This window comes from Buttiauxella agrestis, from assembly GCF_900446255.1.
GTDB classification, from domain to species: Bacteria; Pseudomonadota; Gammaproteobacteria; order Enterobacterales; family Enterobacteriaceae; genus Buttiauxella; species Buttiauxella agrestis.
Genome location: NZ_UIGI01000001.1, coordinates 278,364 through 303,691, shown reverse-complemented (window position 1 = coordinate 303,691; position 25,328 = coordinate 278,364). Strand labels below are relative to the sequence as shown.

At 48.8% G+C, this 25,328-nt stretch carries 29 protein-coding genes, 1 tRNA gene and 1 pseudogene; 20 read left to right on the top strand and 11 right to left on the bottom strand.

All coding sequences use genetic code 11. From position 1 onward, the window contains the following. Positions 1-220 precede the first annotated feature (220 nt). Positions 221-1,327, bottom strand: a complete 1,107-nt coding sequence (gene asd, locus DY231_RS01450; protein ID WP_115627037.1) for an aspartate-semialdehyde dehydrogenase — start codon at positions 1,325-1,327, stop codon at positions 221-223. Between the two features lie 163 nt (positions 1,328-1,490). Between asd and DY231_RS01445 the strand changes: the two genes are divergently transcribed. Next, positions 1,491-2,084, top strand: coding sequence for a YhgN family NAAT transporter (locus tag DY231_RS01445; protein WP_115627036.1), 594 nt, complete (start codon positions 1,491-1,493; stop codon positions 2,082-2,084). A gap of 41 nt (positions 2,085-2,125) precedes the next feature. Here DY231_RS01445 and yicI read toward each other — a convergent pair whose 3' ends face one another. Further along, positions 2,126-4,450 carry an alpha-xylosidase gene (yicI, locus tag DY231_RS01440; protein ID WP_115627035.1) on the bottom strand — a complete coding sequence of 775 codons (2,325 nt, stop codon included), beginning with the start codon at positions 4,448-4,450 and terminating at the stop codon, positions 2,126-2,128. 340 nt (positions 4,451-4,790) lie between these two features. Between yicI and DY231_RS01435 the strand changes: the two genes are divergently transcribed. The 5 genes from DY231_RS01435 (at position 4,791) to DY231_RS01415 (ending at position 8,549) form a co-directional block, all read left to right on the top strand. After that, positions 4,791-4,885, top strand: a tRNA-Sec gene (locus tag DY231_RS01435). A 161-nt stretch (positions 4,886-5,046) separates the two neighbouring features. After that, complete coding sequence (locus tag DY231_RS01430) at positions 5,047-6,219, top strand: tyrosine-type recombinase/integrase (protein WP_115631746.1); 1,173 nt, start codon at positions 5,047-5,049, stop codon at positions 6,217-6,219. Between the two features lie 4 nt (positions 6,220-6,223). Further along, complete coding sequence (locus DY231_RS01425) at positions 6,224-6,421, top strand: hypothetical protein (protein WP_071425400.1); 198 nt, start codon at positions 6,224-6,226, stop codon at positions 6,419-6,421. After that, entirely contained in the window at positions 6,411-7,061 is a 651-nt protein-coding gene (locus DY231_RS01420; RefSeq protein WP_115627034.1) for a hypothetical protein, read from the top strand. Before DY231_RS01425 ends, DY231_RS01420 begins: the two co-directional genes overlap by 11 nt. Further along, positions 7,062-8,549 (top strand): reverse transcriptase domain-containing protein, encoded by a 1,488-nt coding sequence (locus tag DY231_RS01415; protein WP_115627033.1) that lies wholly within the window; start codon positions 7,062-7,064, stop codon positions 8,547-8,549. 441 nt (positions 8,550-8,990) lie between these two features. Here the strand turns inward: DY231_RS01415 and DY231_RS01410 are convergent, their stop codons facing one another. Genes DY231_RS01410 through sid form a run of 3 tightly spaced genes read right to left on the bottom strand, consistent with a single transcriptional unit; the run spans position 8,991 to position 10,630 of the window. Further along, positions 8,991-9,566 (bottom strand): phage polarity suppression protein, encoded by a 576-nt coding sequence (locus DY231_RS01410; RefSeq protein WP_034497820.1) that lies wholly within the window; start codon positions 9,564-9,566, stop codon positions 8,991-8,993. A gap of 18 nt (positions 9,567-9,584) precedes the next feature. Then, positions 9,585-9,824 carry an ogr/Delta-like zinc finger family protein gene (locus DY231_RS01405; RefSeq protein ID WP_115627032.1) on the bottom strand — a complete coding sequence of 80 codons (240 nt, stop codon included), beginning with the start codon at positions 9,822-9,824 and terminating at the stop codon, positions 9,585-9,587. Positions 9,825-9,826: 2 nt separating this feature from the next. Then, entirely contained in the window at positions 9,827-10,630 is an 804-nt protein-coding gene (sid, locus tag DY231_RS01400) for a capsid size-determining scaffold Sid (protein WP_256682636.1), read from the bottom strand. Positions 10,631-11,178: 548 nt separating this feature from the next. Here sid and DY231_RS01395 point away from each other — a divergent pair. The 7 genes and pseudogenes from DY231_RS01395 (at position 11,179) to DY231_RS01365 (ending at position 15,715) form a co-directional block, all read left to right on the top strand. Then, a complete protein-coding gene (locus DY231_RS01395; RefSeq protein WP_115627031.1) occupies positions 11,179-11,445 on the top strand; it encodes a helix-turn-helix transcriptional regulator in 267 nt (88 codons plus the stop codon). Then, positions 11,442-11,996, top strand: a complete 555-nt coding sequence (locus tag DY231_RS01390; protein WP_115627030.1) for a host cell division inhibitor Icd-like protein — start codon at positions 11,442-11,444, stop codon at positions 11,994-11,996. The genes DY231_RS01395 and DY231_RS01390 overlap by 4 nt, the downstream gene beginning before the upstream one ends. Beyond that, the gene (locus DY231_RS01385) at positions 11,989-12,288 is read left to right on the top strand and encodes a derepression protein (RefSeq protein ID WP_256682635.1); all 300 of its coding nucleotides are present in this window, start codon (positions 11,989-11,991) and stop codon (positions 12,286-12,288) included. Before DY231_RS01390 ends, DY231_RS01385 begins: the two co-directional genes overlap by 8 nt. Positions 12,289-12,290: 2 nt before the next feature. Next, positions 12,291-12,728, top strand: a complete 438-nt coding sequence (locus DY231_RS01380) for a hypothetical protein (RefSeq protein ID WP_115627029.1) — start codon at positions 12,291-12,293, stop codon at positions 12,726-12,728. A 67-nt stretch (positions 12,729-12,795) separates the two neighbouring features. Further along, positions 12,796-13,050 carry a hypothetical protein gene (locus DY231_RS01375; protein ID WP_115627028.1) on the top strand — a complete coding sequence of 85 codons (255 nt, stop codon included), beginning with the start codon at positions 12,796-12,798 and terminating at the stop codon, positions 13,048-13,050. Then, positions 13,050-13,373 carry a DUF5375 family protein gene (locus DY231_RS01370; protein WP_115627027.1) on the top strand — a complete coding sequence of 108 codons (324 nt, stop codon included), beginning with the start codon at positions 13,050-13,052 and terminating at the stop codon, positions 13,371-13,373. The genes DY231_RS01375 and DY231_RS01370 overlap by 1 nt, the downstream gene beginning before the upstream one ends. 11 nt (positions 13,374-13,384) lie before the next feature. Then, positions 13,385-15,715 (top strand): annotated as a pseudogene (locus DY231_RS01365) (primase-helicase zinc-binding domain-containing protein). A gap of 740 nt (positions 15,716-16,455) precedes the next feature. On the opposite strand, the gene DY231_RS01355 reads toward DY231_RS01365, so the two are convergent. Together DY231_RS01355 and DY231_RS01350 are read right to left on the bottom strand one after the other, a co-directional pair. Further along, positions 16,456-17,793 carry an ImmA/IrrE family metallo-endopeptidase gene (locus DY231_RS01355; protein WP_115627025.1) on the bottom strand — a complete coding sequence of 446 codons (1,338 nt, stop codon included), beginning with the start codon at positions 17,791-17,793 and terminating at the stop codon, positions 16,456-16,458. Positions 17,794-17,868: 75 nt separating this feature from the next. After that, positions 17,869-18,036, bottom strand: coding sequence for a YlcI/YnfO family protein (locus DY231_RS01350; RefSeq protein WP_115627024.1), 168 nt, complete (start codon positions 18,034-18,036; stop codon positions 17,869-17,871). A gap of 133 nt (positions 18,037-18,169) precedes the next feature. On the opposite strand from DY231_RS01350, the gene DY231_RS01345 reads away from it, so the two are divergent. The 7 genes from DY231_RS01345 to DY231_RS01315 all read left to right on the top strand — a co-directional run bounded on the left by DY231_RS01345 (position 18,170) and on the right by DY231_RS01315 (position 21,805). Continuing rightward, positions 18,170-18,700 (top strand): hypothetical protein, encoded by a 531-nt coding sequence (locus tag DY231_RS01345; RefSeq protein ID WP_115627023.1) that lies wholly within the window; start codon positions 18,170-18,172, stop codon positions 18,698-18,700. 252 nt (positions 18,701-18,952) lie between these two features. Continuing rightward, positions 18,953-19,312, top strand: a complete 360-nt coding sequence (locus DY231_RS01340) for a hypothetical protein (protein ID WP_115627022.1) — start codon at positions 18,953-18,955, stop codon at positions 19,310-19,312. Positions 19,313-19,492: 180 nt separating this feature from the next. Further along, entirely contained in the window at positions 19,493-19,714 is a 222-nt protein-coding gene (locus DY231_RS01335) for a YgdI/YgdR family lipoprotein (protein WP_115627021.1), read from the top strand. A gap of 276 nt (positions 19,715-19,990) precedes the next feature. Beyond that, the gene (locus DY231_RS01330; protein WP_115627020.1) at positions 19,991-20,233 is read left to right on the top strand and encodes a ribbon-helix-helix domain-containing protein; all 243 of its coding nucleotides are present in this window, start codon (positions 19,991-19,993) and stop codon (positions 20,231-20,233) included. 5 nt (positions 20,234-20,238) lie between these two features. Next, the gene (locus tag DY231_RS01325; protein ID WP_256682634.1) at positions 20,239-20,610 is read left to right on the top strand and encodes a type II toxin-antitoxin system VapC family toxin; all 372 of its coding nucleotides are present in this window, start codon (positions 20,239-20,241) and stop codon (positions 20,608-20,610) included. Positions 20,611-20,762: 152 nt separating this feature from the next. Beyond that, positions 20,763-21,239 carry a hypothetical protein gene (locus DY231_RS01320; protein ID WP_115627018.1) on the top strand — a complete coding sequence of 159 codons (477 nt, stop codon included), beginning with the start codon at positions 20,763-20,765 and terminating at the stop codon, positions 21,237-21,239. Positions 21,240-21,244: 5 nt separating this feature from the next. Then, positions 21,245-21,805, top strand: coding sequence for an RNA polymerase sigma factor (locus tag DY231_RS01315; RefSeq protein WP_115627017.1), 561 nt, complete (start codon positions 21,245-21,247; stop codon positions 21,803-21,805). 80 nt (positions 21,806-21,885) lie between these two features. On the opposite strand, the gene DY231_RS01310 is transcribed toward DY231_RS01315, so the two are convergent. The 4 genes from DY231_RS01310 to fdxH are packed head-to-tail and all read right to left on the bottom strand — an operon-like array spanning position 21,886 to position 25,318. Then, positions 21,886-22,794: an alpha/beta hydrolase gene (locus DY231_RS01310; protein ID WP_115627016.1), complete on the bottom strand. Its 909-nt coding sequence runs from the start codon at positions 22,792-22,794 to the stop codon at positions 21,886-21,888. 60 nt (positions 22,795-22,854) lie between these two features. Further along, on the bottom strand, positions 22,855-23,784 hold the full coding sequence (gene fdhE / locus DY231_RS01305; RefSeq protein ID WP_115627015.1) for a formate dehydrogenase accessory protein FdhE: 930 nt from the start codon (positions 23,782-23,784) through the stop codon (positions 22,855-22,857). Next, a complete protein-coding gene (gene fdoI / locus DY231_RS01300; protein WP_115627014.1) occupies positions 23,781-24,416 on the bottom strand; it encodes a formate dehydrogenase cytochrome b556 subunit in 636 nt (211 codons plus the stop codon). The genes fdhE and fdoI overlap by 4 nt, the downstream gene beginning before the upstream one ends. Then, the gene (gene fdxH, locus DY231_RS01295) at positions 24,413-25,318 is read right to left on the bottom strand and encodes a formate dehydrogenase subunit beta (protein WP_115627013.1); all 906 of its coding nucleotides are present in this window, start codon (positions 25,316-25,318) and stop codon (positions 24,413-24,415) included. The genes fdoI and fdxH overlap by 4 nt, the downstream gene beginning before the upstream one ends. Positions 25,319-25,328: the final 10 nt, after the last annotated feature.

Genomic DNA, 25,328 nt, shown 5'->3' with positions numbered 1-25,328 from the left:
GTTTTGCTCCCGAAAATTAATGCACGAAAGTCATACACTCTATGTATACCCAAATAATTCACGTTATGGGAAGGCGGTAAACTCAGGAATCCCCAGGAGCTTACTTAAGTAAGTGACTGGGGTGACGGAGTGCAACCAACACATCCATAACGTGAAGTATGAAGGGTATATGACGTGATAAAAAAAGGGGCTGCAATGCCCCTTTGGTGTGTAAGTGTAACTATGCGAGCAAGCGCAACATTCTGCGCAACGGCTCTGCAGCACCCCACAATAATTGGTCGCCAACTGTGAAGGCTGATAGATATTCCGGCCCCATGTTCAGCTTACGCAAACGACCGACAGGTGTGGTCAATGTGCCGGTGACTGCCGCAGGCGTCAGTTCACGCATAGTGATATCGCGGTCGTTTGGCACCACTTTCACCCAATCGTTATGGGCGGCCAGCATCGCTTCGATAGTTGGCAGAGAGACATCTTTCTTCATTTTGATAGTGAATGCCTGGCTATGGCAGCGCAGTGCACCAACGCGGACACACAGGCCATCAACAGGAATGACGGTGCCGGTATTCAGAATCTTGTTGGTTTCAGCCTGGCCTTTCCACTCTTCGCGGGTCTGGCCGTTATCAAGCTGCTTGTCGATCCATGGGATCAGGCTGCCAGCCAGTGGCACGCCAAAGTTATCCGTTGGCAGGCTGCCGCTACGGGCAAGATCCGTCACTTTACGTTCGATGTTCAGGATGGCAGAAGCAGGGTCCGCCAGCTCGCTGGCAACATGGCTATGCAGTTGGCCCATTTGAGTCAGTAGTTCACGCATATGACGCGCACCGCCGCCGGATGCCGCCTGGTAAGTGGCAACGGAAACCCAGTCAACCAGGTCGTTCGCGAACAGGCCACCGAGGGACATCAGCATCAGGCTGACGGTACAGTTACCGCCCACAAAGGTTTTCACGCCGTTGTTCAGACCTTCCTGAATAACGTGCTGGTTTACCGGGTCAAGGATGATAATCGCATCATCTTTCATACGCAGAGAAGAAGCCGCATCAATCCAGTAACCTTGCCAGCCGCTTTCACGAAGCTTTGGATAGATTTCGTTGGTATAATCGCCGCCCTGGCAGGTAATGATGATGTCCAGTGCCTTCAGCGCTTCCAGGTCATACGCGTCCTGCAACGTGCCGTTGTTCTGGCCGGCAAAAGACGGAGCCGCGAGGCCAAGCTGAGAAGTGGAGAAGAAAACCGGACGAATGGCGTCAAAATCGCGTTCTTCAACCATGCGTTGCATGAGAACGGAACCGACCATACCGCGCCAACCGATAAAACCAACATTTTTCATAGCGACTAATCCTGGAGAGGTGTTTGCGTTGTGCACATTAATTGAGATTACTGCCCACATTACAAAATGCTGCCAAAGTCGCAAGTGAAATTAATCAATGATATGCGAGCTATTAGAAATACAACTTATCAATGAACACGTTATTTATTAGAGAACACTATTCATGACCGAAATCATTTCTGCGGCAGTACTGTTAATCCTGATTATGGACCCGTTGGGAAACCTGCCCATTTTTATGTCAGTGCTCAAGCATACCGAGCCGAAGCGCCGCCGGGCCATCATGATCCGCGAGCTGCTTATTGCGCTGATCATCATGCTGATCTTCCTGTTTGCCGGGGAAAAAATTCTCGCGTTTCTTAACCTGCGCGCAGAAAGCGTGTCGATTTCCGGCGGGATAATTTTGTTCCTGATTGCGATTAAAATGATCTTCCCAAGCCACGAAGGGAACGCCTCTGGCCTGCCTGCGGGTGAAGAACCCTTTATTGTGCCGCTGGCTATTCCGCTGGTTGCCGGGCCAACGCTGCTGGCAACGTTAATGCTGTTATCGCACCAGTATCCGAATCAAATGGGCCATTTAGTGATAGCGCTATTGCTGGCCTGGGGCGGCACTGTGGCAATTTTGCTGCAATCGTCGCTGTTCTTGCGCCTGCTGGGCGAGAAAGGCGTGAACGCACTGGAACGCCTGATGGGGCTGGTGCTGGTCATGCTGGCGACGCAGATGTTCCTGGATGGGCTGCGTATCTGGATGAAAGGTTAAATTTTTAGTCCCCTCTCCCTTAGGGAGAGGGGAAAGATCAATTAAAGCTCGATAACCAATCCCGCCTCGTGCGAATCCGGTGTAATCACCACACCCTGCTCACCCGCGGCACTCTTACCTTGTTTCACGCCTTTCACGTTGCCGATATTGCGCAGACACAGCGTCCAGTCTTTTGCCTGACCATCGCACTGCACCGCCAGCGTATTGCCTTCACGACGCACTTTCAGCGTGAAGATAACCGAGCCGTCAGCGGCCGGGACTTCGCAAAGCACCTCGCGCCCATCGTCAAGATTAAACAGCTGGAAGGCGGTGCCTTCATGCCACGCGTAATCCGGTTTCTGGTCATTATTGCCCAGCGCTAACAGCGTGTTGTCACGCACATACACCGGCAGGCTCTGGAAATCATGCTTCTCTTTATGCCAGCGGCTACCTTGCGCTTGCTGGTTGTTGAGCAAATGCGTCCAGCGCCCTTCTGGCAGATAGAACTGCACGTCGCCCGCCTCCGAGAACACCGGCGCAACCATCACGGAATCGCCCAGCATGTACTGGCGGTCGAGATAATCGCAGCCTGGATCGTCCGGGAACTCCAGCATCATGGCGCGCATCATCGGTGTGCCGAACTCTGCGGCCTGCGCCGCCTGACGGTACAGATACGGCATCATGCGTGATTTCAGCTGTGTGAAGTGGCGCACCACGTCGCAGGCTTCGTCGTCATACGCCCATGGCACACGGTAGGATTTGCTACCGTGCAGGCGGCTGTGGCTGGAAAGCAGCCCGAACGCGCACCAGCGTTTATACACATGCGCCGGAGCGGTATTTTCGAAGCCGCCAATATCGTGGCTCCAGAAGCCAAAGCCGGACATGCCGAGTGACAGGCCGCCGCGCAGGCTTTCCGCCATTGATTCGTAGTTGGCGTAGCAGTCGCCACCCCAGTGAACTGGGAATTGTTGTGCGCCAACGGAGGCTGAACGGGCAAACAGCACCGCTTCTTCGTCGCCCAGTTCTTGTTTGAGCACGTTCCACACCAGCTCGTTATAGATGAACGCGTAATGGTTGTGCATTTTCTGCGGGTCGGAACCATCGTGCCACACCACATCCGTTGGAATGCGCTCGCCAAAGTCCGTTTTGAAGCAATCCACCCCCATGCGCACCAGGCGTTTCAGATGCCCTGCATACCATTCGCAGGCCGCCGGGTTGGTGAAATCGACAATCGCCTGACCTGGCTGCCATTTATCCCACTGCCACACCGCGCCGTTCGGGCGCTTGAGCAGATAGCCTTTTTCCATTCCCTCGCGGAACAGCGGGGATTTCTGGCCGATGTACGGGTTAATCCACACGCAGATTTTCAGGCCACGCGCTTTCAGGCGTTTCAACATGCCTTCCGGATCGGGGAACGTCACCGGGTCCCACTCAAAATCGCACCACTGGAAGGCTTTCATCCAGAAGCAGTCGAAGTGGAACACGTGCAGCGGCAGGTTACGTTCGGCCATGCCGTCGATAAAACTGTTCACCGTCGCTTCGTCGTAGTTAGTGGTAAAGGAAGTGGTGAGCCACAGGCCAAACGACCACGCTGGCGGCAACGCCGGGCGGCCTGTAAAGCGAGTGTAACGGTCGAGAACCGCTTTCGGCGTTGGGCCGTCAATCACGAAATATTCGAGATATTCGCCTGCGACACTGAACTGCACTTTGGAGACTTTCTCGGAACCAACTTCAAAGGAGACACATTCCGGGTGGTTCACCAGTACGCCATAACCGCGATTGGTGAGGTAGAACGGAATATTTTTGTAGGATTGCTCGGTGCTGGTGCCGCCATCGCGGTTCCAGGTTTCCACCGTCTGACCATTTTTCACCAGCGCGGTAAAACGCTCACCCAGGCCATAAACCGTTTCGCCAACGCCCAAATCCAGGCGCTCGAACATGTGCGTATTACCGCTGTTAGCATCCTGCACATAACCGTTGTTTTTCACCGCACTACCGGTGATGCGCACGCCATCGCGCAGGAAATCCAGCGCCCATTCAGTGCCTTTGGTCACGCGCACCGCCAGATTGCCGCTTTTCAGCTCGGCAAATTCAGCGGTGTTTTGCATGGTCACTTTCACATCGTGCAATACGTTGAGCGGATAATGCGGGCCGTTATTCACCGCGCCCTGGAAATGCTCGATGCGCACACCGACAATCCCTTCCTGCGGGGAGAAAAATCGCAGCGTAAACAGTGGAGTATCAAGCTGACTCCCCCGCTCGCGCACATCCTTCATGCCCGCGTACACCACCATCTCGTTGCCCTGATGCTCCACATCGAAAACCTGCACCGGGTGGATAAGCGATAAACCCGGCTGAATCAGCCAATTGCCGTCACTAATTTTCATTATGCCGTCCTTTTGAATACTGAATTTTTGGAAACGGTGTGCCAGTGGGTCTGGTGATCACCTTTAAAAGCGAGTGTAAAAAATTCGATAGTTCAGGTTTTAAAGCATCGGGAGGCGGGCCGGAATTCTAATTTCTGGTTATCAGATTACGTTTCTTGATAAGTGTGAGCAGAGTCGCTCAATAGCGGGTGTCAGAAGTGCTAAACGCGTGGATTTCGTACGGTTTAATTGATCCGGCTAATAGTTTTCAGGAAATCATTGTGGAAAGGGCAAAGCATTGTTTGGTAAGCGGGAGAAACCAGGTATACTGCGCACCGCCTCCATGTAGCAATCGAGGCTAGGAAGATCGTCGTCTCCGGTGAGGCGGCTGGACTTCAAATCCAGTTGGTGCCGCCAGCGGTGCCGGGCAGGTTCAACTCCTGTGATCTTCCGCCATCTATTGTCCGAGACCTTCCGAGAACATCTTTTAATTCCTATAAATTCATCAAGTTACGCCACAACATAGTCCACACAAGTCCGAGCACATCTGCCTGAATCCGTGAAAAATATGTATAATGATGTGTATAAATTTTTTATACACAAAATCACTTATACACATGCCCCTTACTGACATACAAATCCGACGTGCGAAGCCGCAAGACAAGCCCTATACCCTAAACGATGGACAAGGCTTATCCATGCTCATCAATCCCGACGGTAGCAAGGGCTGGAGATTCCGATACCGATTCGCGGGTAAGGCTCGTTTGATGTCCTTTGGCTCATATAGTCTCATCTCGCTTGCAGAAGCTCGCGAAAAGCGGGACACAGCCCGCAAACAAGTTGCTAACGGCATAGACCCCGTCGAAGAGCGTAAAGCTCAAAAGCTTGCGCAGCAGCTCTCCATTGAAAATTCTTTCGAAGCAATTAGCCGTGAGTGGCACACGAACAAAGCCGACCGCTGGACGGTGGCTTATCGTGAGGAGATCATTAAGACATTCGAGCAGGACGTTTACCCGTATATCGGGCACCGCCCAATCTCTGAAATTAAACCACTTGAGCTATTGGAAGTGCTTCGCCGTATTGAAAAGCGCGGTGCATTAGAGAAAACGAGAAAGGTGCGTCAACGCTGCGGTGAGGTTTTTAAATACGCAATCATTACAGGCCGCGCTGAGTACAACCCAGCGCCAGATTTAGCTATCGCGCTGGCCGTTCCTAAACAAAAACATCATCCGTTTTTGTCCGCAGAAGAACTACCTCATTTTATCCGCGACCTTGAAGCTTACACAGGCAGTATCATTACTAAAAATGCGACTAAGATACTCATGCTGACCGGTGTCAGGACGCAAGAGTTACGCTTCGCGACCTGGGAGGAAGTAGATCTTGAAAAAGGGATTTGGGAAATACCAGCAGAACGGATGAAAATGCGTAGGCCTCACGTCGTGCCTTTATCTACACAGGTGATTGACCTCTTTAAACAACTCAAACCTATCACGGGTCACTACCCATATATTTTTATTGGCAGAAACAACCGAAGCAAACCAATCTGTAAGGAAAGTGTCTCTCACGTGATTGAATTACTTGGTTATAGAGGACGTTCTACAGGTCACGGTTTTCGGCATACAATGTCGACAATCTTGCATGAACAGGGTTTTGAAAGTGCATGGATTGAGATGCAATTAGCACATGTAGATAAAAACAGCATTCGTGGCATTTACAATCATGCCAGTTACGAACAAAATAGAAGAAAAATGTTACAATGGTACGCTGACTACATTCTAAAAAGGGATTGATTTCATGCAAGATGTAATTAATTGGGTTTTATTAAATAAAGAATGGCTATTCTCTGGCGCAGGATTGCTAGCTATTACTGTTATCGCAAAAATCTTCTTTCGGTCTAAAAATGATGGGATTAAATCAAATAAACAAAAATCTTGCATGTTTTCAATTGGGTCGAATAATAAAACAAAAAATACTCAGAAAAATGAGCAATAGCAACGCTCAAAAATCAAATGTAAACATTATTGGTTCAAATAATGAAACCAAGGTCAACCAATTCAACATTTCAATTTACGCCAATGATGTTTTGTCAATTACAAATGAACTTAGAGAGAATATAATAGATACCCTAGAGGGCGAATTAGTTAATTCTGAACTTAATGTTTTTTTATGCTATCCGAACATTTTGAAAGATAAATTATTTGACTCTTGCATCAAAAATCTTAAAACCGAACTTAGTAAAATAGATGCTGTGATTTATGAAGGGGGAGGAAAGCAAACTCTGCCCGATACTGAAAGTGTGTATATACATATAGCAGAATTGGATTTTATTAACAAAAAGTGTGATAGTATCATCATATTTGTCTTAGATGAATTAACCCTATCGCAGATAACTTTAATAAGTTATTACAAAATAACTAAAGATATTAAAAATCCAGATTTGATAGTCATCTGCAATGACGAAATAAAAAATCTCGATCGTTTTTTTTCATTAGGTGTTCTTCAATATTGTGACGATAACAGTATTAAAATATTTGACATATCCGACATTGAAGATGAAAAAATTGAAAATATTATTAGACGAGTCAGGAATAAAAAGCTCGTTTCTAAAAATAAAGGCCTTTTGGGAGGGTAAATGTCTAACTCAATAAACTTTCGCTTACTTTTATGGGCCACCTCAATTATTCAACCTGCAGCCCCATCTGAGATATTATATTACTTGAGATTAATATTAACAGATGATGGAGCATTACCTAATATTGATTCATTAAAACAGCACCTTAAAGAATTACATAAAATTGGCTATGTGGAATTAGTTTCCATTAAAAACGAGCTGTATTCTATAACTCCCTCTGGCGATGAAAAACTTTCAGCAAATTTAAAAAAACTAAGAGACAAGTTGCGCATTTTCCTTCTTGACAAATGCCATAAATCCACTAAATTGGGTGTGCTAGCCTCTACTGATACAAAGAATATGGACGGCGCACCGCCGTCTTTGCAGTTAAGGCCTTACATAAAAGAGGTTCCGCACCCAAGCCTGTCTTGGGCGTCCGGGACCTTGCCCAGCCGCCCAAGACAGGCTTGGGTGCGGATCTTTGAGCAATTACGAATTGGTTCAATGTCCAGTAGTCAGGCTAGCATCCTTTCAAAAGATAGTGACAGCCTAATTCCCGAAAAAAAAATTATCGCAGCTCCAATTTTCTATTCTTACAAGTCACTAAACAGTCCCCTTTTCGAAAATAACGGTATTTTAACGGTCGCATCTTGTATCGGACTTACACCACGACTTATAAGCTCTATGATAAAAAATCCAGATAGATATTATCGGATTTTTGATATGCGTAAAAAGAGCGGTGGTGTTAGAAAAATATCAGCACCACGGAAATTCATGAAGGTAACACAGTACTGGATAAATGATTATTTTTTGAATAGACTAAATATTCACTCTTCATGTTTCTCATATAGAAAGGGGATCAGTATTCATGACAATGCTTATCCACATCAAAATAATAAGTTTATTGCCAATATAGACATTGAAAACTATTTTGGTTCCATTAATAAAACCATGATAAAGAACTGTCTTTTAAGAAATAATATATCTGAACATATAGTTAATACTATTGCTGGTTTAACAACTCTCTATGGTACTTTACCACAGGGTGCACCTACTAGCCCTAATATATCAAATGCCATATTGTATGAATTCGATGAATTAATGACAAACCAAGCTTTAGTTAGAGACTGTGTATACACTCGATATTCTGACGATATAACCATAAGTGGCGATAATAGACATTTAATAGAAGAACTTGTCAGCCTCGCAAAAAATAAAATAAACGCCATGGGCTTCACCTTAAATAATGAAAAGTATAGGCTGCTCTCATATAACAACAGACAAGCGGTTACTGGGATTTTAATTAACGGCCCACTAAGGCCACCTAGAGCATATCGCCGAAGAGTTAGAGCAATATTTGACCAAGCAATAAAGTCAAATGATCAAACCTCGTTAACAATTAATGCGTTAAAGGGGCATTTGAATTATTTACAGTCATTCAAAAAATATGGCTTCAGCTTTGAAGAAACTAAATATTCATTAATCATTGAAAAATTAACAAAAAAGTAAAACATCACTATTTATAACGCCATTTTAGGATGGCGTTATTGTATCCACTATGTAAGTTATCGAAGTACTTATTGATTATTTATCCAATGCAATAGCAATCGAACAAACTTGTGGAAGATAATTTCTGCAGCTTATGGCTGATTTTTATTTCCCCTCCTCAAAGTTTCGTCACGACCTCAAACCTTTTGACACTCCCATGGCCCGTACGGCGCGGTAATCCGTTCAGGCCATGAAGAATAATAACTTTAATGCTGGCGCGCAATGCTCTCCCCGCCACGCCTGCCCGCTTCATGGGTGGGTTTTAATGCAGGTGCATGAACACCCCGGAGCCGCGCTAGCTCTGGGGTGATGAGGTGTGAAAAATACGGGGTTTTACATGCAAAACCATGCACCGTAATGCATGGTTTAATTGAATTAAATGGCGGTGTTTTCAGGTCGATTTTATGCGGGTGGTTGCTGGCTCAGTTCTGTCTGCCGGTGCGCGTAAACATGGTTTTGTGCCGGTGTATATTTCTGCTGAGTATCAGCCCGCGAAGCCTTATCAGGCCTGAATCCGATGGCTGTCAAAATGTCGCTGTTTTCCGCTGTGTAATGAATTTCCGGGCCGGTCGCCAGATAATCCCGCAGGGCTTCCCCGACGTAATGCGTCGCTCGCCGTATGGCCAGCTCGCGGATTGCCGCCGGAAGCTGATTAATCCCCATTAATTCCGGTGCCAGCGTACTGACCAGTGCTGCCCCGTTTTGCTTCATAAATGCATTGAGTGAATGACAAATACTGGTGTGCTGTACCGCTTCATGCGAGCGAATATAACGCCCCGCCGCACAGGTGATTTCCCACTGTTTAACGTCGATATATTCACTCAGATAAGTAATCCGCTCTGCGTTCCGGGGATGTCCCGGTGCAAGCTGTTCATCCAGCGCAGTCTCTGCCGCTTTCAGTTCATCTTTTTTATTCTGCCAGGCGGTTTTATTCGCCTGACACACGGCAAAGGCCTGCTGTAATGGTGTGTCGCTCATGGATTCATCCCCGGCTGGTCATTGTGTTGCTGACTGTCGCTGTTTCGGTGCTTTATCCATTTCACCCTGGATAAATTCATCAGCCGGTTCATCACCGGCTACTGGCTGGCGGATAATCGACTCAACGGACTCCATTGAGCGGAACGTTGCCGAACAAAGCACATTCTGGCACTGGTAGTAGCGATGTTTGACGCTGTCAGACAGATAACGGCTTGTGCGTGAATGCGCCGAATTTCTACAAAACGGGCAGTGCATCATGATCAGCCCTCCTGTTTTTTGTCTGCTTTCTCTGCCAGCTCTCTGGCTATCATCGACCGTTTGATGGGGCTGTCGTAGAGATTCATATCGACGCCGGTCAGTGCAGGACGGTACAGGCCAAGCTGAGAAAGTACGGGTTCATTTTCCATGCTGAAACTGTGGAGCTGGCTCTGGCTGAGAATGCGGTCGCCCAGCTCCTGTACCAGCGTTCTTTTCGGTGCCTCATTCCCCTGAATTTCCAGCTCGCGCAGGCGCAGGCAGAATGCCCGGATCAGGGCCGGACTCAGGTCTTTAATTGCCGCATTCCATTCATTGTTGGCATAGGTGCTAAAAGCGGTACGGTGTGCCTCGACATAGGCCTTGCCTGATGCGCAGGCACTGAGCATGGCGCGGGTTTTATCTGTTTCCAGTTCGCCAATCAGCGCGGTGAACTCCTCCGCCAGCTCGCGATTAGCAATCCGCTGGCTGTGCTCGTTTTTCATTTCCGGTGTAATGGCACCTTTGAGGGCACGGAACCGGCTGCGCCAGCTGTGTTCTGCTTCCTCACTTTCTTCCAGTGCGACCTGTCGCTCCTTCTCGCTGCGGCTGATGGCGGTGCCAATCTCATTAAGCTCAAGCATGTTTGCGGTATGTCGGGATTTCGCCTCGCCGAATGATTTCAGGTCGCGGGTCAGTGCGGCAGTGAGAACCTGGCTTTCCTGTCCGTTCAGCGTATTCAGCGCATTTTTGACGCCGTTCTGCGTTTTTCCATCCTGCGCGCTACTGGTGGCTTTGGTTGCCGTGTTGAGTGAGTCAGTTTTCATCATTGAGTTCTCCGTTTTTTCAACCTGACGTCATTCTGCCTGTGATGGCACAACATCAGTGAGCCACTCCGGATGTACCAGATATGACACAAGAAGACCTGAAAACCGGCTTGCCAGAGGAAAGGTCTCAGGAACATACCCCCCTCTTTTATTATTTTTTAGCTATTAACTATTCACTCTGTTCACCTTTAAAAAAAAGATAAGTAATACAGTATATTAGAGGGTGAACAATCGAGGTCTGACTGTTCACCGTCTGTTCACCACTGTTCACCCGACCAAAATCACTTTGTGCTTTTATTGGATGTTTTAAACTATTAATTTTCTTTAATTAATTGCTGATAATAATTGCAAATCTAAGTTATTGCTCTTCCAGTTGCTTCCTGTTGCCTACAGTACCTAAAAAAGTAATTTCGCTTAAAAAACAGACTCCTTGTTCTGTGCCTCATACAAATTCACCTTGTTGCATTGAGGGAAAATATTCACAAAATAGAGAGCTACCCGAAGCCGGACGGACACGACCGGATCTCTATGGACTGTTATGAGGTAGCTTTATGCACACCGCTTTTTCCGCACCATCTTCCGCGCCAGCCGCGCATCTTCCGCCTGTTTCTGCCCCGACTCAGGAGCGTTTTTTACGCCTCCCGGAAGTTATTCACCAGTGCGGTCTGTCCCGCTCCACCCTCTACGATTTAATCGCCCGCAATGCGTTCCCGTCACAGGTCTCGCTCGGCGGTAAAAATGTCGCCTGGCTCCAGTCAGAAGTCACCGTTTGGATGGCCGAACGTATCGCAGAACGTAACCGGGGATGTGACGCATGAATCAGCCCGCTTTTCAAAAAGCCCTTTCCCCTGGCTTGCATCCCTTCCAGGTTTGCGGTTATAGTTTTTCCGCTGTCGCAAAATCGACAGCCAGGATTTGCAACCTGTTTAACTCAATGGCGACACCTGACGCGCCATGCGTCTTTTTTTACGTCGTAGCTCAGACACACCTTTATTTCGGGCTGTGGTGTTTACACCGTGGTTCCATTCAGATAATGGTGGTTCGGGCAGGGCAGCCTTCGGGCTGGCCGGTAGTCATTGAGGCCGGTATTGCAAACCCTGTTCGAGCCACCACCAGTGAGATTTGCAACTCCAGTGGTGGCGATAATCGCTACTCAATGGAGGTTGCCCTTATGGCTTCGACCCTCACCCCGACTCACCCACAATTCGTCTTTGTTTTTGCCGCCGTTCGTCGTACCGAGCGCAAGCCCCGCGTTTCCATGCTCCGCACTGTCGCCGGTGACGAGCAAGCCGCCCGCCTTTCCCTTGTCCGTGATTACATTCTTTCCTTTGCCGCCCGTCTGCCTGTTGCGGAGGTGGTGCATGCATAACGCAACTCCATCTAAAAATGTCTCTGCCCGTCGTGGTAACGAGAAATCTCTCGCCGCTCACCTGAGCGTCGAGGCGTATCACAAACTCAACCGCGCCAGTGCCGTATCGCAGTTTGTCGGCGGTGATTTACAGCGCCGGGAAATGAATGGCTTACACCAGCTCTATATTCCGCAGATATTCAGCTATCTGCATGAAGACATCAGTTTTGTGCTGGAGGAATTAAAAGCGAAAGGGCTGTGCCAGGAATTTCTGTCGCAGAGCGGTTTAACTGAATTAAACGGCGGGGAATAAACATGTTTGATTTTCCTCAGCCGGGTGAAAAATACCGCACGGATATTTATGCTGCGGTGACGGTGGTGGGCATTCTGGCCGATGGTATTCCGTGGGATTTGCCTTACCGCTGCCCGGATATGGTCTGGAACCCGTTCCGCAAGCCTTACAGCATCCTTATTCGTATTGAGTCTGACGGGCAGGTGATTGAAATACCGCTCGGACGCTTCCTGCGGGAATTTACCTGTATTCATCCTGACGTATTTAAGCGAAACCCTGAGAACCGTTATACCGTGCTGAAAATAATAACGAATGACCCGGTATTACAGATCTGGCGTAAACGGAATATTGATATTTATCCGGAAGAGAATAAACCGGTAATAAAAAATATCCCGGTGGTGTATTCGTGGCGTGATATTCCCCGCCCTGAGCCGGATACCAGCTACCGCCATTACCTGTAATTAAATCACTCATTCAATTTATGTGCGTATCTGCACAGGGCTTCGCACACCCTCAGGAGACCGAATCATGAATATCACGCAGCCGGTAACACCGTCAGGAATTAACGCCACCATTACGCTGGATGACCTGCGTTGCCTTGAGCATTTATTACGTGTCGGCCAGTTCGCCGGTGATTTGCTGGAGCATCAGGAATGCACCGTGCTGAAACAACCCCCGGCACAACAGACACAACTCGCTTCCCTGCTGTTTCTGATGACCACCCAGCTCGACGGTGTGGTCGAACGCTGCCATATGAGCTGGATGGCTCCGGAGAAAAACTAATGAAAAGAATGCCACTTTCACCCGTTCTGCGCACAGCGCTCTACCGTCGCACCGTGGCCTGTGCCTGGCTCAATATCTGCCAGCAACAGCAACGTTATCCGCAGCTCACCCTCACCACATTAGAAGATGCCATTGCCGGTGAACTGGAGGGGTTTTATCTGCGCCAGCACGGACTGGAGAAAGGCCGGGAAATTGCCTGTGCATTACTGGAGGACTTACTCGAAAGCGGCGCACTCAAGACAACACCGGCGCTCTCGTTTCTCGGGCTGGCCGTCATGGACGAACTTTGCACCCGCCACTTAACGCAACCGGCGCAGCCGTAAGGAAATTAGCAATGAACATGAAAGTTACCGAAGCCGTGAACGCCGCTAAAGGCCAGTGGCCGCACATCCTCCCGGCGCTGGGCGTGAATGTGGTGCTTAACCGTCATCAGCCCTGTCCGGTGTGCCAGGGTAAAGACCGTTTCCGTTTTGACGATAAAGACGGGCGCGGCACCTGGTTCTGTAATCAGTGCGGAGCCGGTGACGGCCTGAGCCTGGTTTCAAAAGCGCTGGCCGTGTCGGTCGCGGAAGCCGCAAGCCAGGTCAACAGCGTGACCGGCAACCTGCCGCCGGTGCCAGCGGATGAAATCGCCACCGCCCCGGGCAGTGATAAAGCGATGAGGGAGGCCGCAACCCTCGCCTCCCGTCTGCTGGAAAGCAGCCGCACCGCCACCGGCAATGCCTATCTCACCCGCAAAGGGTTAGCACAGCGAGCCTGTCAGGTGCTGACCACCACGCATAAGGTGGCAACCATCACTTACCGCGCCGGTGATGTGCTTGTGCCACTGCACACCCCTGAGGGGGAACTGGTTAACCTCCAGCTTATCAATGTCGACGGCACCAAACGCACGCTCAAAGGCGGTCAGGTGAAAGGCACCTGTCACACTATCGGGGGGAAAAACACTGCCTCAAAACGGCTCTGGTTAGTGGAAGGGTACGCCACCGGCCTGACGGTAAACCAGCTCACCGGCGATACCGTTCTGGTGGCGCTCTCGTCCGTGAACCTCCTTTCTCTGGCAAGCCTTGTCCGGGAACGGCACCCGGCACAGCAAATCATCATTGCCGCCGACCGTGACCTCAACGGCGACGGGCAGACCAAAGCCGCAGCCGCTGCAAATGCCTGTCAGGGGATTGTTGCGTTGCCGCCGGTATTTGGTGACTGGAATGATGCCTTTATGCAGCACGGCGAAGAGGCCACCCGCAGCGCATTACAGGAGGTATTAAAGACACCGGCGGCGAGTCCGTTCGACCAGATGAGCGAGGCCGAATTTACCGCCATGAGTACCAGTGAAAAGGCGATGCGTGTCAGCGAGCATTACGGCCATGCGCTGGCCGTTGACCCGAACGGGGAGATAATTTCCCGCTATGACGCCGGTGCCTGGAAAGTGCTGCCCTCCACGCAGTTTGCCCGCGATGTGGCCGCCCTGTTCCAGCGTATCGGTGCCGGTTTCTCATCGGGTAAAATCTCGGCGGTGGTCGATACGCTCAAGCTTATTCTGGCGCAGCACGAAGCCCCGGCACGGCGTTTAATCGGTTTTCGTAACGGGGTACTCGATACGATCAGCGGCATCTTTAATCCGCACAGCAAAACGCACTGGCTGCGCACTCTGTGTGATGTGGATTTCACCCCTCCGGTGGCCGGTGAAACGCTGGAGCGTGATGCGCCGCATTTCTGGCAGTGGCTCGACCGTGCCGCAGGACGGAACGCACAGAAACGCGACATTATTCTCGCCGCGCTGTTTATGGTGCTGGCGAACCGCTACGACTGGCAGCTCTTTCTCGAAGTGACCGGGCCAGGGGGCAGCGGGAAAAGTATCATGGCCGAAATTGCGACGATGCTCGCCGGGAAGGACAACACCACCTCAGCCACTATCGAAACACTGGAATCATCCCGCGAACGTGCGGCGGTGATTGGCTACTCGCTGATTATTCTGCCTGACCAGGAGAAATGGAGCGGTGACGGTGCGGGGATTAAAGCCATTACCGGCGGCGATGCGGTCTCAGTCGATCCGAAATACCGCGACGCCTACTCGACGCATATCCCGGCGGTGATTCTGGCGGTGAACAACAACCCGATGCGCTTTACCGACCGCAGCGGCGGTGTTTCCCGTCGTCGTGTCATTCTGCACTTCCCGGAGCAGATTGCCCCGGAAGAACGCGACCCGCAGCTCAGGGATAAAATCTCACGAGAGCTGGCTGTTATCGTGCGCCAGCTTATGCAGCAGTTCAGCCAACCGGCGACGGCGCGCAACCTGCTACAGGCACAGTAGAACTCTGACGAGGCGATTAACATCAAGCGCGATGCCGATCCGGTATTTGATTTTTGCGGCTACCTTGAAGCGCTGGCACAGCCAACCGGCATGTATATGGGTAACGCCAATATAGTGCCGCGACAGCCCCGTAACTATCTTTACCATGCTTACCTCACATACATGGAGGCGAACGGGTACAAGAACGTGCTGAGCCTGAAAATGTTCGGGCTGGGGCTGCCAATGATGCTCAAGGAGTACGGGCTGGATTATGAGAAGCGGCACACGAAACAGGGAACGCAAACCAACCTGATGCTGACAGAGGACAGCAACCCCGACTGGCTACCCAAGTGCGATGACACGCTCGCGATTTAACCTACATAACCGGCGCAAGCCGGTTTTTTAACACCCGAACATGGTCGGGGTGAACAATGGACTGTTCACCCTTCACCGTTTGTTCACCACCTAACATAATGATTTTAAATAATAAAAATGCAGGATGAACAGAGTGAACAGTTAAACCGAAAAAAAGTTTTTTTCCTGACAAATGATCCAGATGCATCGGAACCCGACAACCCTCGAGCCAGGTCATTCCATAGGAGGTGAACAATGGACTGTTCACCCTTCACTGTATGATCACCACCTAACTCAATGATTTTACATAACAAAAATGTAGGGTGAACAGAGTGAACAGTTAAATGGAAAAAAAGATTTTTTCTGATAATAGTACCGGCATACCAGACCCCGACAAAACCTAACGCTCTTTTCTGCTAAAAAAGATGAACAGCTCTCTATTCACTCATCACATTCTGATCACCACCTAACATTATGATTTTGAATCATAAAAATCAAAAGTGAACAGAGTGAGCATTTAAACGGAAAAAGAGATTTTTTCTCGAAGCACTTATTAGATTTGGTTAGATATCATCTAGAAGAATATTGAGAACAAATTTCATACAGCCAATCAAATGTGTATAGGCATGTGTATATCAAGACAAGTGGCATATGCAAATATTAATATTATTCATGCATTTACGTTAAGTTAAGCACTCCTGTGATCTTCCGCCATTTTTTACTTATTAAATAGAATATTTAATTTTAATACGTGGCAACTATTAAATACCTAATGAGCCAAAGTTAAATCTCGCTGGAGAAATTCTTTTATCATTCAAAATTCTTAATTGCTTCAATCTTATTTCTACAATAGTCGCGGAAACATTAAACTCCTTCTTTAGTTTGGATACTATATAGTTGTAGTTATGAAGATTACATTGCTGATTATCAACATATATTATTCCACAGTTAAAGTTTCTAATGTCAAGCTGTGTAATGAGAGAACCTATAGAAAAGAAAACATCCATTTTTGGCATTAATAAACTATTTGCAAACATATTAGCTTGCCACTCTAGTCTTCTAAATAAATTAGATGTCATATTGAATTCAACTATAGAATAATTATCATTTGTATCAAAATGCTCATCTATTTTATTTTTTAACATAAACTCATGATGAAAAATATAATGACCAATTTCATGCGCAAGTGTGAACCTCCAACTAGGTGAATTATAGTCTAATAGACTTGATATTTTTATTATATTATTTTTAGCATCCATAGATCCAAGGGCTGATGTATAAATCTCATCGGTACCTAACTCATGAGAGAGATCAAATTTTAAGCCTTCTCTTTCTTTCAAATGAGATACAATTTTCGATAAATCAACAGTTCCTCTTGTACTTGCCTCCGCAGCCAAAGCTAACTGCAACCCTCTGGAGTCAATTTCATCAAGACTCAAATATGAAAGGTTTTTTGCTCTAATTATTTTATATTTATTTTGAATGGTTTTGTGAAATGGCTTTTTATCACCACATACTAAGTGATTTAATATATCGATTATATATGACGTATAGTTATTACAATAACAGAAAATATTTTGTGACTGACCAATAAAATCTTCATTTTTGAGTGCGTATTCTGAAGTAACCCTATCTTCCTTAATTCTGTCAGCCGGTTTCGAAGACAAAGGATTTCTTTGAAGGACCCAATCTATCTTGTCTTCAGGAAGGATTCTAATCAAAGCCATACCAATATTCTTCGCAACGTTAAATGCACCTGATTGAAAGGGCGTTCTTGATGCAAAAATACCTTTAATATTTACACCAGAAATTTGATGTAGTTTTGATTCAAATTCTTCGATGTCGTCAACAGGAATTTTTGATTTATAATCTTTGCATTCAATAACTATCAATTGCGAATAATCTTCTTTCCCTTCCAAAAAGCACTCGATTGAAATATCAACGATAATATACCCATCTCTCTTTTTAGAATAATATTTTTTCTTCCTATGAAATTTGCAAAATTTGGGATTAAGCCAGAAATTACCACTGTTTATGTAATTCTTTAAAAGATTGTATACTTCCTCTTCGAAAGCATCTCCTTTTTTTACAGTGTTCATTTCAGTTTTCCTCAGTTTTGTACCCAAGCCCTAATAACAGTAATGGTTTAACATATCTTTCAGTATGCATTTAATCTATTTACTTCCACTCAAACGCAACCGACAAGCTTCTTTCACCCAAGCACTAAAATTCCCTTTTCCCGCAGCTTTCTCAATCTGTGCCAAAAGCTCATCTTCGAAGCGAATGTTCTTCATTGTACTTTTTGATCGGTCAAAGGCGAGTTTAGATTTTTTCTCTTGCATGGTAGGTACCAAAAGGTCTATGTTATTTCACGGATGGTAACTACCATCGAAAACAGAATCAACAAATAGCAACGCCCCGGAGTGCGTCAACACTACCGAGGCGTTTAACCACAAACGTTAAGGACCTAACGCAATGGCTAACACCAATACTACCACAACCGCTGGCCCTGAAATCCTGTGCAATCAACCAGTAATTGAATCTGCAATCACAACGCTATTAAAAACCCCGTTCGGTGCCACACATGATCTCTTCCAGGTGCTCGACGCCTGCCAGCATTATGTTGATGCGCTGATTGAAAACGACGACAACACTGAGCGCATGGCATTGTGTGGGCGCTTGCTTGCCGCGCTCGAAGTATTGAAAGTTGCGCTAAATGCGCCGTTACCCGCGTATTTAATCGAACGACTGACAGTGGATGTGGCAGAACCCGATAACTATCGCGGTGCGCTAACGACTGATTCCGAAACTCTGCGCGAGTATTGTTCCGCACTCACCATCTTATTGCTGCAACACCAGCAGTCGCCCGAGCAGAAAGAACACATCACTGGGCTGTTATTCGAGTTGGTTAACGTTCTGGTAGAGGATTTAAAAGCACCACGCTTTGTTAGCACAGATGGCGGGCTGGTGATGATTAGCGGCGAGGCAGTGCCTGGGATTCACTAGGTTTTCGTAGGTCGGGTAAGCGCAGCGTCACCCGACAAAATGGTGGATGACGCTATCGCTTATCCACCCTACATCCCCTGCCGCACAACCTGTACGGTCTTCTTTGTCGATGCGGCATGTGACATACTGTGCCGATATTGTTCCCGCCACAAAAAACAACCTGGCGTAAGCAAAAGAAAACAAGGGGTTACGTGACGCGTAGCCCTTTTTTAATGCCTGACGAAACGGGTAGCAGCAATTTAAGAGGTTTGTATGAACTGGGATGTGTTGAAGTGGTTGATTGGCATCTACTTTGGCTGTTTTTTGGGGCTTCTCAAAGTCGCCTATTCAGACCCAAAATTTTATCTGGAGTATATAAATAAAAAACTCACCTGGTTCAGTTACACCTGCATGATCGCCTTCAGTGCCTTCTGGTACGGGCTGTACGTTTGCAAGAACTACACCATTGATAACATTGACCTGATTTCAGAACAGCTTTCCCATTTGGATAAAGAATATAGCTACGTCACTTCCTATCTTTTTGTCCTGATTATTGGTTCCTGCTTATCCTTTGCCGCCAGCATTTTGTACATAGATGTCGCGCGTAGAAAACAGGCTCATCTGAGTTCTTAAACCTTGCTACGACGTTGGTAAAATCCGAAAAGTTAAAAGCCCACATGATGAATTCATGTGGGCTTTTTGGTTTTATGGCTGGGAGAAATAAACTCTCAAAAACCCTTCGTAATACACCTTAACAATCTGTCTTGCACCGAGCAGGTAAAATCCCCTTCAACTTTTAAAGGGAAATTCAGCATGAAAAAATTGATGGCGGTTTTGCTATTAAGCGGCGTTGCGCTCTCCGTTACCGCTTGCTCAAGCGACTATGTGATGTCCACCAAAACGGGCGATATGATCGTCACGCAAGGGAAGCCAGAAGTGGATAAAGACACAGGTATGACGCGCTACACCGATGAACAAGGCAATGAACGCCAGATTAACAACGACCAAATCGTTGAGATGATTAAGAAGGACTGATTTACGCTACAAATACCAGCCAGCTTAGTTTGGCTGGTATGCCCCTTCTCGTATTCCCCTGGAAAATATTTACTCTGGAAGACACCTCGCACATTCATAAAGCCGTAAGAAAAAGTAGATAACACCTCACTTTTTGAGGGGTATAGTGCATTTTTACAAGGCCAAAGACAGAAATACCAACCAGCCGATGCTGACAAATATCTTCCCCACACATGGGTTTGATTTGCGAACAGCAGCGCTTTAAATTCGTACTAAAATGATATATTAAGATGATATATGGCTACGATGTTTGGAGAGATGATGGGACGAATTCTTCTGGATCTGTCTGATGAGGCAATCAGCCGCCTTGAAAGCCTTAAACAGAAACGCAATTTACCGCGAGCAGAGCTTTTACGGGAAGCGGTAGAGGAGTATCTGGAAAGGCAGGCTCAAACCAGTATCAAAGAAGCATTTGGTCTTTGGGGCGAAGATGTACCTGATGGTTTGGAATATGAACGCAAACTTCGCGAGGAATGGTGAAGATTATGCAATCTGCTGTTTTTGATACCAATATTTTAATCGATTATCTGAAAGGGATTCCGCAAGCGCGTGAAACCATTGAAAGCTATGGTAATTCCCCGTCAATTAGCATTGTGACGTGGATGGAAATCATGGTGGGGGCAAAACACCACGATCAGGAGCAGCAGACCCGGCACTTTCTGAGTGGATTTGAAATTTTGCCGATTAATCAGGCGGTGGCAGAACACTCTGTAGCGCTACGTCGGCAACATGGAATGAAATTACCTGATGCAATCATTTTGGCCAGTACGCAAATCAATGCAAGGAAACTCATTACTCGAAATTCAAAAGACTTTAAGGATCTACCAGGCGTAATTTTGCCCTATTCCCTGGGATAAATGACTCCTTGCTTCGCAAAAGCGCACGCAGCCAATAACGCACATTCCTTCCAGCCTGCAAAAAAATTTCATTTTCCTGGCAATATTTCTGCTTCTCATTCGTCTACCTCATCAGAAGCAATAATTAACTAATCTGATGAGGAGTAAAAACGATGAGAGATTTTGATATGCGTGGACATGGTCGGGAGCACGGTCGCGGATTCGGCGGCCACCCGATGGCTAAACCATTGCTGATGGGTATTGTGTTTATTGCCGTGTTAAGCCTGCTGGTGATGTCGCTGTGGAATGCGCTGTTGCCTGCAATTATCGGCGTGAAAAGCATTGGTTTCTGGCAGGCGCTTGGGTTGCTGGTGCTGTGTCGGATTCTGTTCGGCGGTTTGGGTCTACGTCCTGGGATGTTCGGTATGGGCCGCGATCGCCGTCGTATGCATGAACGCTGGATGCAAATGACACCAGAGCAGCGCGAGCAATTCGTTCAGCAGCGCCGTGGGGGATTCTGGCGTCATGGTCGCGGGCATTGCCATCATCGCGATGAGCATCATGCCGATCGCCACGAGCGCCATGGTGAGCATGAGCATTGCCGTCAGAAGCCGGAAGATAACGCCCAGAAACCGACGCAAGCTGAGTGACGATAATGAAAGCCGGGACGGCAGGACATTCTCGAGTCATGTTGGCGCTCACTGCGTGTCGCTCGAAGCTGAAAGCGTTTATCGTTGGCCGCACGCCGATACGTGATGACGCAGACGATATCCTGCAAGAAGTAACATGGCAGTTGATGAAAGTGGAGCAACCGGTGGAGAACGTCGCCGCCTGGTTGTTTCGCGCTGCACGTAATGAAATGACCGACAGGGCGCGTAAAAAGCGCGAGCTTCCGCTTTCTGACTATTACTCTGACGACGATGATGGCTTCCTTCCTGAAGACGAACTGGCGGAAACGTTGTTTGGCGTACCACAGTCACCGGAAGACGAATATTTGAGTCAGCTGCTCTGGGATGAGCTGGAAGATGCGATGTCGGAGCTTCCTGTGGCGCAACGTGAGGCGTTCGAAAAAACCGAACTCCACGGCTACAGCTTTAAAGAGTTAGCGGAAGAAACAGGTATTAGCGTTCAGGCCCTGTTATCCCGCAAACACAAGGCCGTGCTTTATCTACGAACCCGTCTTCGCAATCTTTATGACGAGCTAACGGAAGGCTGAGTGCGGAGAATCGGGTTTCTCTGAACAAAAAGCCCCGGCCAGAACAACCTGGCCGGAGTGGTGCGAGGGGGTGATTGAGCTTATTGACCGACCCGCCACGCAACATCACGCATGGCATCGCGGGCTGCCTGGCTGATACCACCAAGCTGGAAAAAGCCGTGGATCACGCCGAGATAGCGTTGGCAGGTGGACTCAACGCCTTGATCCATCAGGCACTCATGCAGAACCTCGCCTTCATTACGAAGGGGGTCGTATTCAGCGGTGATAATATGTACCGGTGGCAAGCCTGCAAAATCTTCACGAAATAACGGGCTGGCCTCTTCATCCATTGAGTCAAGGTCGGGCATATAGGCTTCGTAACCTGAAAGCAGCGTATCGCGGGTAATGATGTAGTCGTAGCCATTTTCCTGATAACTGACAGATTCTGCCGTCGCGTCCAGCATCGGGTAAATCAGCATCAACCGTGCAGGCAGCCAGTTTCCCGCACTTTTCAGGCGCAGAGCCGTCACCAGGGCAATGTGTCCGCCGGCGCTGTCGCCCGCGAGCGTAATTCGTTCACGATTCACTTCCAGTTGTTCCGCCGCTTTCCAGATAGCGTCCGCTGCACGCTCAGCATCATCATGCGCAGCCGGATAAGTGTGCTCCGGTGCCAGACGATACTGAACGGCAATCACCCGGCAACCACTGTGATAGCAAAGCTGACGTAACTGATTGTCATGGGTTTCAAACCCACCGCTAACAAAGCAACCGCCGTGGTAGTAGATCACGGCGGGGAGTGACCCAGCCGCCTTGAGTGGGGAAAATATACGTAACGTGCAGCCATTAAGACTGATGTCTTTCACGTCGACTCGGGTTTCGGTTTCGCCCGCTAAAACAGCGCTGGCGATATACCCGGCGCGGCGTTCAGCAAAAGTTTGTTGGCGTGAAGAAGGACGGCCAGAGTCGATGAATTCATCAACCAGCCCGGCAATTGCGGGTTCGAGGGACATACTGTGATCCTGTGTGATGACCAGGGCGGATAAGCCAACGCTCTCCGCCCCGGGGACTTATTACTCGCCTTCCCCTGGGAAGAGGAAAGGATTGATACTGCTGCGGGCAAAACCTTCTTGCTCCATGCGTGCATCCAGCACCAGCGTGGCTAAATCGTCGGCCACGGCTTCTACTTTGGCATCTTTTTCCTGATAGAGAATCTTCAAGTAGGTGCCGCAGTCGCCACAGCTTTCCGCTTTAATCGCTGACTGTTCGCTTTCCAGCGACCAGTAGTTCAAATCGCGGGTTTGCTCGCAGTTGCTACATTTCACACGCACCACGTGCCACTCGGTTTCACACAAGTTGCAGTGCAAGTAACGCAAGCCACTGGTGCCGCCAATCTGAACGATGCTGGAAACCGGCATCGAACCGCAAACCGGGCAGAACTGGCGTTGCTCGCCGTATTCCGCTTTCGCACGCCCTGGAATCAGGCTCGCCATTTGCGCCCAGTAAAGCGATAACGCAGCCCAAATGAACGGGGCTTTGTCGCTGGAAACCAGCGCAAAATCAGCGTTAAACAGCGCAGTCGCCATCTCTTCCAGCTCTTGCGTTGAAGCCTTTTCCAGGTTTTCGATAACCGCCAGTGCCTGGCCGCTCATCTCTGGTTTCAGTTCAGCAATCAACGAATTCAGCAGGCGCTGCCAGTGCGGGTCACGCGGCAGAACATGGATATCCAGCGGCGGCTTGCCAGTTTCAGAAGATTTCTGAATCAGCGCCGTTAAATCCATTTCCAGCGGATGGTCGTACAGCACCACTTCCTGCGCGTGGGCAATAAGCGCCGCAAAGCGCAGGAAATCACCCAGCGGATTGTCGGTCGCCAGTTCGCGCAGGCGTTCTGCACGGCGGTTGTAGAGATTTTTCAGCCGGGGGAACAGTAACGGCGGGATAGTCTCCGCCGTACGTTTCTCGCTCTTATCCAGCTGGTCTTGCGGGATTATGCGAATGCTCATTCCTGTCGTTTTTCCTGTTTTTGGCGAACTTCACGATACCATTTTGGATGGTGTTTCTTCGCCCAGGATGTTGTGACCCAGCCTTCCACCATCGCGGTAATCGTGCCTTTCACCCAAAGGGCGGCGTAGATGTGGACCATAATAACCACAATCAGTGCCACTGCGGCAAATGAATGCACCATCAGGGCTACGCGAATCACCGGGATTGAGAAAGCAGGAGCGAAGTAAGGACGCCAGATAATCACGCCGCTCACCAGCAGTAGCACCAGGAAAATAATCGCCGCCCAGAACACGCATTTCTGGCCGAAGTTATAACGCCCGGTGTCACCCACTTCCTCGTTGACGACGATCTTACGAATATTCTTCGCCCAAAAGATATCATCCCGATTGATTAGATTGTGGTGCCAGTAACGGAAAAACATGATGATAAACGAGGCAAACATCACCACACCGACGAACGGATGGAGGATGCGCGCCAGCTGCGGCGTACCCAGAATGTGCATCAGCCAGTTAAAGGATGGGAAGAAGAACCCCAGCCCGCTCACCGCCGCCAGTATGAAGCAGAAGGCGGTGATCCAGTGGTTGATACGCTCTGGTGCGCTGTAACGTTGAATGGTCACTTGTTTTTTCATGGTTTGCGCACCTCGTCATCGTCATGGTGCAAGTTTTCGTCTTCATCATCGGCACGGTTCGGGCCGACTCCCACATAGTGGAACACGCTGGCGGCGAAGGTCGCAGCAAAGCCAATAGCGGCGAGCGGCTTCCAGACACCTTTCCAGAATTTCACGGTTGGGCTGATGGACGGATTCTCCGGCAGGCCGTGGTACAGCGTCGGCTTGTCCGCATGATGCAGCACGTACATAACGTGAGTGCCGCCAACGCCTTCCGGGTCGTACAATCCGGCGTTGTCATAACCGCGTGTTTTCAGCTCTGCCACGCGCTCGCCCGCCAGGGTTTTCATCGACTCTTTCGAGCCAAAATGAATCGCACCGGTCGGGCAAGTTTTCACGCAAGCAGGCTCCTGGCCGACGGTCACACGGTCTACGCACAGGGTGCATTTGTAGACGCGGTTGTCCTCCGGGTTCAGGCGCGGCACATCAAACGGGCAACCGGCGATGCAGTAACCGCAGCCGATGCACTGCTCGGACTGGAAATCGACAATACCATTGGCGTACTGAATGATGGCACCTTCAGCCGGGCAGGCTTTCAGGCAGCCAGGGTCCGCACAGTGCATACAGCCATCTTTGCGGATTAACCATTCCAGTTTGTCGTTTTGCTCCACTTCCGAGAAGCGCATGACCGTCCATGATTTGGCGGTCAAATCAGCCGGGTTGTCGTAAACTCCGACGTTGCTGCCGATTTCATCACGCAGATCGTTCCACTCCGAACACGCCACCTGGCAGGCTTTGCAGCCGATACAGGTGGTGACGTCGATAAGTTTCGCGACCTCTTGCTGACTTCCCCGCGCTTGTGGCGCGGGCGTGAGGCCGTTGGTGGCGGAACGACGGATGATGTCCTGAGATTGATAAGCCATAATTCGTCTC

What these genes read in the sequence shown, in the direction of transcription:
- asd (WP_115627037.1), bottom strand. Translation starts at nt 1,327, where the DNA reads ATGAAAAATGTTGGTTTTATCGGTTGGCGCGGTATGGTCGGTTCCGTT.
- DY231_RS01445 (WP_115627036.1), top strand. Translation starts at nt 1,491, where the DNA reads ATGACCGAAATCATTTCTGCGGCAGTACTGTTAATCCTGATTATGGAC.
- yicI (WP_115627035.1), bottom strand. Translation starts at nt 4,450, where the DNA reads ATGAAAATTAGTGACGGCAATTGGCTGATTCAGCCGGGTTTATCGCTT.
- DY231_RS01430 (WP_115631746.1), top strand. Translation starts at nt 5,047, where the DNA reads ATGCCCCTTACTGACATACAAATCCGACGTGCGAAGCCGCAAGACAAG.
- DY231_RS01425 (WP_071425400.1), top strand. Translation starts at nt 6,224, where the DNA reads ATGCAAGATGTAATTAATTGGGTTTTATTAAATAAAGAATGGCTATTC.
- DY231_RS01420 (WP_115627034.1), top strand. Translation starts at nt 6,411, where the DNA reads ATGAGCAATAGCAACGCTCAAAAATCAAATGTAAACATTATTGGTTCA.
- DY231_RS01415 (WP_115627033.1), top strand. Translation starts at nt 7,062, where the DNA reads ATGTCTAACTCAATAAACTTTCGCTTACTTTTATGGGCCACCTCAATT.
- DY231_RS01410 (WP_034497820.1), bottom strand. Translation starts at nt 9,566, where the DNA reads ATGAGCGACACACCATTACAGCAGGCCTTTGCCGTGTGTCAGGCGAAT.
- DY231_RS01405 (WP_115627032.1), bottom strand. Translation starts at nt 9,824, where the DNA reads ATGATGCACTGCCCGTTTTGTAGAAATTCGGCGCATTCACGCACAAGC.
- sid (WP_256682636.1), bottom strand. Translation starts at nt 10,630, where the DNA reads ATGATGAAAACTGACTCACTCAACACGGCAACCAAAGCCACCAGTAGC.
- DY231_RS01395 (WP_115627031.1), top strand. Translation starts at nt 11,179, where the DNA reads ATGCACACCGCTTTTTCCGCACCATCTTCCGCGCCAGCCGCGCATCTT.
- DY231_RS01390 (WP_115627030.1), top strand. Translation starts at nt 11,442, where the DNA reads ATGAATCAGCCCGCTTTTCAAAAAGCCCTTTCCCCTGGCTTGCATCCC.
- DY231_RS01385 (WP_256682635.1), top strand. Translation starts at nt 11,989, where the DNA reads ATGCATAACGCAACTCCATCTAAAAATGTCTCTGCCCGTCGTGGTAAC.
- DY231_RS01380 (WP_115627029.1), top strand. Translation starts at nt 12,291, where the DNA reads ATGTTTGATTTTCCTCAGCCGGGTGAAAAATACCGCACGGATATTTAT.
- DY231_RS01375 (WP_115627028.1), top strand. Translation starts at nt 12,796, where the DNA reads ATGAATATCACGCAGCCGGTAACACCGTCAGGAATTAACGCCACCATT.
- DY231_RS01370 (WP_115627027.1), top strand. Translation starts at nt 13,050, where the DNA reads ATGAAAAGAATGCCACTTTCACCCGTTCTGCGCACAGCGCTCTACCGT.
- DY231_RS01355 (WP_115627025.1), bottom strand. Translation starts at nt 17,793, where the DNA reads ATGAACACTGTAAAAAAAGGAGATGCTTTCGAAGAGGAAGTATACAAT.
- DY231_RS01350 (WP_115627024.1), bottom strand. Translation starts at nt 18,036, where the DNA reads ATGCAAGAGAAAAAATCTAAACTCGCCTTTGACCGATCAAAAAGTACA.
- DY231_RS01345 (WP_115627023.1), top strand. Translation starts at nt 18,170, where the DNA reads ATGGCTAACACCAATACTACCACAACCGCTGGCCCTGAAATCCTGTGC.
- DY231_RS01340 (WP_115627022.1), top strand. Translation starts at nt 18,953, where the DNA reads ATGAACTGGGATGTGTTGAAGTGGTTGATTGGCATCTACTTTGGCTGT.
- DY231_RS01335 (WP_115627021.1), top strand. Translation starts at nt 19,493, where the DNA reads ATGAAAAAATTGATGGCGGTTTTGCTATTAAGCGGCGTTGCGCTCTCC.
- DY231_RS01330 (WP_115627020.1), top strand. Translation starts at nt 19,991, where the DNA reads ATGGCTACGATGTTTGGAGAGATGATGGGACGAATTCTTCTGGATCTG.
- DY231_RS01325 (WP_256682634.1), top strand. Translation starts at nt 20,239, where the DNA reads ATGCAATCTGCTGTTTTTGATACCAATATTTTAATCGATTATCTGAAA.
- DY231_RS01320 (WP_115627018.1), top strand. Translation starts at nt 20,763, where the DNA reads ATGAGAGATTTTGATATGCGTGGACATGGTCGGGAGCACGGTCGCGGA.
- DY231_RS01315 (WP_115627017.1), top strand. Translation starts at nt 21,245, where the DNA reads ATGAAAGCCGGGACGGCAGGACATTCTCGAGTCATGTTGGCGCTCACT.
- DY231_RS01310 (WP_115627016.1), bottom strand. Translation starts at nt 22,794, where the DNA reads ATGTCCCTCGAACCCGCAATTGCCGGGCTGGTTGATGAATTCATCGAC.
- fdhE (WP_115627015.1), bottom strand. Translation starts at nt 23,784, where the DNA reads ATGAGCATTCGCATAATCCCGCAAGACCAGCTGGATAAGAGCGAGAAA.
- fdoI (WP_115627014.1), bottom strand. Translation starts at nt 24,416, where the DNA reads ATGAAAAAACAAGTGACCATTCAACGTTACAGCGCACCAGAGCGTATC.
- fdxH (WP_115627013.1), bottom strand. Translation starts at nt 25,318, where the DNA reads ATGGCTTATCAATCTCAGGACATCATCCGTCGTTCCGCCACCAACGGC.